Source organism: Gammaproteobacteria bacterium, from assembly GCA_011375345.1.
Classification (GTDB): Bacteria; Pseudomonadota; Gammaproteobacteria; order DRLM01; family DRLM01; genus DRLM01.
Genome location: DRLM01000128.1, coordinates 1 through 6,790, shown reverse-complemented (window position 1 = coordinate 6,790; position 6,790 = coordinate 1). Strand labels below are relative to the sequence as shown.

The 6,790-nt window shown below is 61.4% G+C and carries 9 protein-coding genes; 6 read left to right on the top strand and 3 right to left on the bottom strand.

Annotated elements, in window-relative coordinates; genetic code table 11:
* Positions 1-733: 733 nt before the first annotated feature.
* Positions 734-1,168, top strand: a complete 435-nt coding sequence (locus tag ENJ19_10020; protein HHM06060.1) for a hypothetical protein — start codon at positions 734-736, stop codon at positions 1,166-1,168.
* Positions 1,169-1,316: 148 nt separating this feature from the next.
* On the opposite strand, the gene ENJ19_10015 is transcribed toward ENJ19_10020, so the two are convergent.
* Positions 1,317-2,492, bottom strand: coding sequence for a hypothetical protein (locus ENJ19_10015; GenBank protein HHM06059.1), 1,176 nt, complete (start codon positions 2,490-2,492; stop codon positions 1,317-1,319).
* Between the two features lie 194 nt (positions 2,493-2,686).
* Here ENJ19_10015 and ENJ19_10010 point away from each other — a divergent pair, with 194 nt between their 5' ends.
* The 3 genes from ENJ19_10010 (at position 2,687) to ENJ19_10000 (ending at position 4,190) form a co-directional block, all read left to right on the top strand.
* The gene (locus tag ENJ19_10010) at positions 2,687-2,998 is read left to right on the top strand and encodes a hypothetical protein (protein HHM06058.1); all 312 of its coding nucleotides are present in this window, start codon (positions 2,687-2,689) and stop codon (positions 2,996-2,998) included.
* Positions 2,999-3,076: 78 nt separating this feature from the next.
* Positions 3,077-3,922: a polyamine aminopropyltransferase gene (locus ENJ19_10005; protein ID HHM06057.1), complete on the top strand. Its 846-nt coding sequence runs from the start codon at positions 3,077-3,079 to the stop codon at positions 3,920-3,922.
* 31 nt (positions 3,923-3,953) lie between these two features.
* Positions 3,954-4,190 (top strand): CDGSH iron-sulfur domain-containing protein, encoded by a 237-nt coding sequence (locus tag ENJ19_10000; protein ID HHM06056.1) that lies wholly within the window; start codon positions 3,954-3,956, stop codon positions 4,188-4,190.
* An 86-nt stretch (positions 4,191-4,276) separates the two neighbouring features.
* On the opposite strand, the gene ENJ19_09995 is transcribed toward ENJ19_10000, so the two are convergent.
* Complete coding sequence (locus ENJ19_09995) at positions 4,277-5,530, bottom strand: ammonium transporter (protein ID HHM06055.1); 1,254 nt, start codon at positions 5,528-5,530, stop codon at positions 4,277-4,279.
* Between the two features lie 55 nt (positions 5,531-5,585).
* Positions 5,586-5,924, bottom strand: coding sequence for a P-II family nitrogen regulator (gene glnK / locus ENJ19_09990; GenBank protein HHM06054.1), 339 nt, complete (start codon positions 5,922-5,924; stop codon positions 5,586-5,588).
* Positions 5,925-6,321: 397 nt separating this feature from the next.
* Between glnK and ENJ19_09985 the strand changes: the two genes are divergently transcribed.
* Positions 6,322-6,594 carry an accessory factor UbiK family protein gene (locus ENJ19_09985; protein HHM06053.1) on the top strand — a complete coding sequence of 91 codons (273 nt, stop codon included), beginning with the start codon at positions 6,322-6,324 and terminating at the stop codon, positions 6,592-6,594.
* A gap of 10 nt (positions 6,595-6,604) precedes the next feature.
* Positions 6,605-6,790: hypothetical protein (locus ENJ19_09980; GenBank protein ID HHM06052.1), on the top strand; the 186-nt coding region annotated here is incomplete at its 3' end.

Genomic DNA, 6,790 nt, shown 5'->3' with positions numbered 1-6,790 from the left:
GTGTTCGTTTCAACGATGGCCGTTACGACGTGCGCGCTGCACTGCGTGACGAATCTGTCGCCGTGAAACTCAACTTCAAACCCGTGACCGAACCCATGTTGGTGTGGAACGACACGCCGGTGGGCAGTGGCCACATCAATTGGTTGATCGTTCCCTGCTTGCAATGCGACGGGTCTTGTATCTTGAACGATAGAGTTATTGACTTTAAACAGGCCCGCGCTTATCACGACCACAACTGGGGTTATTGGCGCTGGGGGGAAGACTTTGGCTGGGAGTGGGGTTTTTCATCGGCCCTTGCCCGGCGCGCCAACGGTCAGCCCTTGTCCCTGGTGTTCGATCGCACCACCAACCGCCAGGGCGCCCTCGTCAAAGAACACACCCTGGTTCTGTGGGACGGGCCACAACTGGGCAAGCTGTTTACCCGCCGCGCGCTCAAGGCCCGGCGCTGTGGCCGCTTCGCCGGCAAGGTGCGCAGGATTCCCGCCACCATGAATCTGCTGTGCCAGGGGGAAGTGCTCAGCGTGCCTGAAAAAATGTTCATCCAGGCCCGCGATGGCAAGGATTGGCTGGCCGCGGAGTATCGCGTGAAAGGCGCTGTGCAGATTGCCGTGCCGGGTGATCTGGGCTTCGGCGTGGTGGAACTCAACGAAACCTTTGGCACCTTGTCGGTGACCGGTGAACTGGACGGAGAAGCCATCGACTGCGCCGCACGCGCCTGTTTTGAATTCATGGGTTGAGCGTGAGATCCGGCACCGCCCCCAGACCCGTGTCCGCCATCCTGGCCGAGGCCCTGGAGATCCTCCTTGACGACGCCCCCGCCGCGTACTTTCGCGTGACCCGCGAGCTGGATGCCTGTATCGTGGCCATTGACCTTAGCGAAGAACACTTTCGGCTTCGGGTCAATAATGACCGCGCCGTCATGCAAGGGGCGGCCGACAGCAACGACCATCAGACACCCACTGTCTCGGTACACACCTCCCGCCAACTCATTGTTGACCTCATCGATGGCCGCAGGGACGTGTTGTCCGCGTTTTTAAGTCGCGACCTGAGCATCAATGCAAGCCTGGATGCCGTCATTGCCGCGTCGCGCGCCATGACTTATTTCACCGAAGGGGCCGTGCGTTCCCGCCGCATGCGGTGCCTGGCGGACGAATTGCGGGCCGGTTGAACGAGAGGGAGGGTGCGCGCCCGCCGGGGCGGGGTCACGCCCGGCGGCAGGGGTTCAGCAGGCGGTCTGCGCCATGCCTGGCGCACCCCGATAAAAAAGGGCTTCTCGAAGAAGCCCTTTGTTGCAAAACTGCCATCCCGCAATCTGTTCAGCGCCGGGCATTCACCGCCGGTTTGTCGGCAACCATCTGCAGGTAGGCCAGCGGGGTGTCTTCCGGCGTTACCCGCACACCGTTTAACAGTAAGCGCCGTTCCTCGGCCCGTTGTTCCGCCGCGAAGGCCCGCTCCTCGGTGATAATCCCTGAGGCCACCAGCTCGGGCAGGCTGCCGTCGTTGGCGGCCTGCTCGATTTGATATTCATCGGCCGGCGGAAACACCCGGTACACGTCAACGACGTTGATGAGCACGATGCGGCGCATACCCTTGGTTCGGGCGGTGTCCTCGGCTTTTTGGCGCAGCGCCGTCAGCCACTTCGCTTTGCGGGCCTCGTAACCGGCCACGTCGAAATGCTCACGCAGATCCAGTCCGGCGAAAAACTGCTCCGCATCCTGCACCAAGCCTGCCGTCACCTGCCGCGGCCGGTGTTTTACCGAGCGGCATCCCACTACCACCTTGGGCGGCACCGCAATTTGGACAACTTCTCCCCGATATCGGGCACTGGCCGAGCCTTCCCACATGGATTTGCGAAACGGCACTGCGGCGACATCCAGCCAGGTCAGGCCCTCCTCCCCGGCCAGGGGACGGGCGACTCCCCGGTAGGCCTTGTGAAAGCTCAGGCAGGCGGCACCGTCTCCCCGGCCGGCCAAGTTGATCAGCGCCGCCATGGCTTTCTTGCGCGCTGCCGCCGTGCCGGGAAAGCTGTCCAGATGCTTGGCCGTAAGGCGGTAGACCGTACGCGGCGGCGCGCCGTCCCGGGCGATGCGGCGCTGGGTGTAATCGGGGTGCTTCACGACGGCGTTCACGCGACCGAAGAAAGCCGGGTCCACGCCGATCCACAGAGCGAGGAAATCCTGCTTCGTCAGGGTTTCTTCCAGTTGTTTCAAAGCCGCTGCAGCCGCCTGTTGGTGACGCGCACGGGCGTCGCCGGCGTGCGTGGCGGCCAGATACACCTGGTCGGTAAAGTATTGAATCCGTTCCGTTAAACTCAATTGTGCCAGGTCTTGACCGGCACGCGTGGCGTTGAGGGCGTGTTCCAGATCCGTGGAAGTGTTTTTCGTGGCCGTCCCGGCGCACGCAGCAAGCAGGGCAGCGCACACAATGGTGCAGGCCTGGGCCAACTTGGAAAAGGGTCGGGTGGAGATCATGGGCGTCTGGGTGTGGTTCATGGCGAATTCCATTCTTGGTTATCGGTGTTCCTTAGATTCAGCTTGAGCAGAGGCGGCGCCTGACCGCTGCACAGTGTCTCATCCTATGAGGGGCCGGACCGCCGTGTCCGACTTCAATACCCCAATCATTATCCGGCTATTTGATCGGGACGCAAGGCCGAGGATAATGGAAGCAGGTGATGGGAGTATGACGGATGTCTGAGATAAAACCCACCCGCAGCGGCATCGGCACCGAGGAACTGTTCGCCACCAACCAGCGCGGTCGCAAAGTGGCGGCGCCCACCCCACCCGCGGTGGTGGACGCGGGGCCGCCGCAGGTGCCCACCGCGCCGGTGTATCGGGGGCGGGAGCGGCGCCGGGGGGAACGGCGCCGCACCCAGCGCCGCCAGATCCGCCGCCCCTCATTGTGGCTGGACACCCGCAATGGCCCCGACCGGCGCCGCCAGAGGCGGCGGCGGGGCGACACCGCCGGGCCGCTACGCGGCGGCAGTGACGACTATGCCTGAGGCCGCAGCCGGCCTTGCGGCAGCCGGGACGCTGCGCTAACGTTAGTCGCCTTTGGTCATCCAGGTCGAGGAGCGGCGATGAATCTGGACGAACAGTGGTTCACCGAAGTGTGCGAAGAAGGCGGGTCGGCTTTTTCCTTGAAAGTGATCGCCAAACTGCACGAGGAACGCACTCCCTATCAAAAAATAGAAATCTACGAGACGGAGCGCTTCGGCCATCTGATGGTGATCGATGGTTTCGTGATGCTCACCAGCTACGATAACTTCCTCTATCATGAAATGATGGCTCATCCGGTGCTGTTCACTCATCCGGCGCCGCGGGACGTGTTGATCGTTGGCGGTGGCGATTGTGGCACCCTGCGCGAAGTATTGCGCCACGGTACCGTAAGCAGGGTGACGCAGGTGGATATCGACGAGCGGGTGACGCGCTTGTCGGAACAATATTTCCCCGAGCTGTGCGAAGCCAATGGCGACCCGCGGGCGACACTGGTCTTTGCCGACGCCATCGCATGGATCAAGGACGCCGCCGCAGACAGCCTCGATGTCATCATCGTCGACAGCACTGACCCCATCGGCCCCGCGGAAGGTTTGTTCAGCGCCGCATTTTACCGGGACTGCCGCAAGGCCCTGCGCCCCAACGGCATTCTTGTGCAACAAAGCGAATCGCCGCTGTTTCACCGCTCGCTCATCGCCGCCATGCGCCGGGACATGATGACAGCCGGCTTTGGCGAGACCCGCAGCCTGTACTTCCCTCAGCCCTCCTATCCCTCGGGCTGGTGGACGGCCACGCTGGCCGCCACCGGGAGGGGGCTGGAAAATTTTCGCGCGGCGGACGTGGACAAGAAACCTTTTCCCACACAGTACTACAGCGCCGCCATCCACCAAGGAGCGCTGGCGGTGCCGCCCTGCATGGCGGTTTTGTGAACGTCAAACGTGCACCCCAAGGAGGCGTCTTATGTCAGAACCCCGCGTAGCCCAAAAATCACCGTATATCCTGCAACTGGAGCCGGGAGAATATTACTGGTGCAGTTGTGGCAGATCCGCCAACCAGCCCTTTTGTGACGGCTCGCATCAGGGCTCGGATTTTGTCCCCCTCAAGTTCACCGTCCAGAGCCAGGCGCCGCAGGCCCTGTGCGGCTGCAAACACAGCAAGAACCCGCCTTTTTGCGACGGCAGTCACACCGACCTGTAACCGGTTCGACCTGCGGTGACCTAAAAAAAACCCTGGGAACCTCAAGGTTCCCAGGGCATGGCAATATCAATGCCGGCAGGCCGGATTTATGATTTTTTGGTGAACTCCGGATAGGCTTCCAGACCGCACTCGGTCACGTCCAGACCCTCGTACTCCTGCTCTTCCGTCACCCGCAGGCCCATGATCAGCTTGACCACGAACCACACCAGCAGACTCGCCGCAAACACCCACACCAGGATGGTGCCCAAGCCCATGAGCTGGGCGCCGATGGTGGCATCGGGGTTGGACAGGACCACGGCAATCAGGCCCCACATGCCGACAGTGCCATGAGCGGAGATGGCGCCGACAGGATCGTCAATTTTCATCTTGTCCAGGGCCACGATGGAAAACACCACCAGTACGCCGCCCACGGCACCGATGATGGTGGCCAGACCGGCGGTGGGTGTCAGCGGTTCGGCGGTGATGGCCACCAGACCGGCGATGGCGCCGTTCAGGGCCATGGTGAGATCCACCTTGCCAAACAACAGGCGGGCGGTGATCATGGCAGCGATCACGCCACCGGCGGCCGCGGCATTGGTGTTCACGAACACAGCGGCGACAGCGTTGGCTTCACCCACGTCGGATACTTTCAGTTCCGAACCGCCGTTGAAACCGAACCAGCCCAGCCACAGGATGAACGTGCCCAGGGTGGCCAGGGGCAGATTGGCGCCGGGGATGGGGTTCACTTCGCCGTTGGGGCCATACTTGCCTTTGCGCGGCCCCAGCAACAGCACACCGGCCAAAGCCGCGGCGGCACCGGTCAGGTGCACCACACCGGAACCGGCAAAATCCAAAAAACCCGCCTGATCCAAAAAGCCGCCACCCCATTTCCAAAAGCCCTGCACCGGATAAATAAAACCGGTCATGATGATGGCAAAGACGAAGAAGGCCCACAGTTTCATACGCTCGGCCACGGCACCGGAGACTATGGACATGGCGGTGGCCACGAACACCACCTGGAAGAAGAAGTCCGCAGCGTTCGAATAATAGGGTGCCCCCTCTCCTCCCGCCAGCACCGCTTCTGCAGCGTTGTCTTCGCCCAGGAAGAAAGCGATATTGGGAATATAAGCTGACAAGGCGCCATCGCCGGGATACATGATGTTATAGCCGCAAACCAGATACATCGTACAGGCTATGGCATACAGCGCGACGTTCTTGGTGAGGATTTCCGCGGTGTTTTTACCGCGCACCAGACCGGCCTCCAGCATGGCAAAGCCGGCGGCCATCCACATCACCAATGCGCCGGTCACCAGAAAGTAAAACGTATCCAGCGCGTAAGCGAGTTCTTTGACTTGATTCAATGCTTCCACTTTGTAAACCCTCCGAAGCGTTTTTGACTCATATTATCTGTATGGTTTACAGGGCGTCGGGGCCGGTTTCGCCAGTCCGGATCCGCACCGCCTGCTCCAGGTTAAACACGAAGATTTTGCCGTCCCCGATCTTGCCGGTGTTGGCGGCCTTGGCGATGGACTCGATGACCTGATCCAGCAGGTCATCATCCACCGCCACTTCAATCTTCACCTTGGGCAGAAAGTCCACCACGTATTCCGCCCCGCGATACAATTCCGTGTGACCCTTCTGGCGGCCAAATCCCTTGACTTCCGTGACCGTTACACCCTGAACGCCAATTTCGGAAAGCGCTTCCCGCACGTCGTCCAATTTGAATGGCTTGATAATGGCAGCGACTAGCTTCATCGAATTTCTCCTCGTAATAACTCCCCGCGCGACTCACACCTCAGCCATTGGCGCCGGCCGCACTCGAGACCTTGTTTGTCGTTCTCGCCGATAGCGCAGCGACCCCCACAGGCAGTTTGCTACGGGACCCGAATCAGAATGACGGGAGCTGTCTCAGCACATTCCGTGCCATGGCATCAAGCCTTTGGCACGGCAAACAATAACGACTGCGAAAGCCCCCGAGCAGTGCAATTACGCACCACTTTGGACAAACGCCCGCGGAGATGCACCAACTCAGTGCGCCAGCCGCGCAACTTGGCAGAGGCGCGCGGCAATGCCATCATCCGAAGCGCAAAACCACGCAGGGTCCGGAAACCCTGCGACAAGGCTTTCATCAATCTTTACGAGGACGCAAAACGTGCCCGACCCAACAATTCTCGATCAATTGGCGGAAAAACTGGCCGCGGCGGTACCACCGGGCATGCGGGAGCTGCAGCAGGACCTGGAAAAAAATTTCCGCGCCATTTTGCAAAGCACCTTCGCCAGACTGGACTTGGTGACCCGGGAAGAATTCGACGTGCAAAGCGCCGTACTGGCCCGCACGCGGGAGAAACTGGAACAACTGGAGGCGCAAGTCCGCGCCCTGGAAGCGCGCCTGGCCGATACCGCCCCCGCCGGGCCCGAAAGCTGACCCACCGGCCATGTCCCTGGCGGTGCTCTACAGCCGGGCACAGGCGGGCATCAATGCCCCTTTGGTCACCGTCGAAGTGCATCTGGCCAACGGCCTGCCCGGCATGTCCATCGTCGGCCTGCCGGAAGCGGCGGTGAAAGAAAGCAAAGACCGGGTGCGGGCGGCTCTGCAAAACGCGCGGTTTGACTTCCCCGCC

Excerpts from the sequence above, each read along its gene's own strand:
- ENJ19_10010 (HHM06058.1), top strand. The coding sequence starts at position 2,687 with ATGTCTGAGATAAAACCCACCCGCAGCGGCATCGGCACCGAGGAACTG.
- ENJ19_10015 (HHM06059.1), bottom strand. The coding sequence starts at position 2,492 with ATGAACCACACCCAGACGCCCATGATCTCCACCCGACCCTTTTCCAAG.
- glnK (HHM06054.1), bottom strand. The coding sequence starts at position 5,924 with ATGAAGCTAGTCGCTGCCATTATCAAGCCATTCAAATTGGACGACGTG.
- ENJ19_10005 (HHM06057.1), top strand. The coding sequence starts at position 3,077 with ATGAATCTGGACGAACAGTGGTTCACCGAAGTGTGCGAAGAAGGCGGG.
- ENJ19_10000 (HHM06056.1), top strand. The coding sequence starts at position 3,954 with ATGTCAGAACCCCGCGTAGCCCAAAAATCACCGTATATCCTGCAACTG.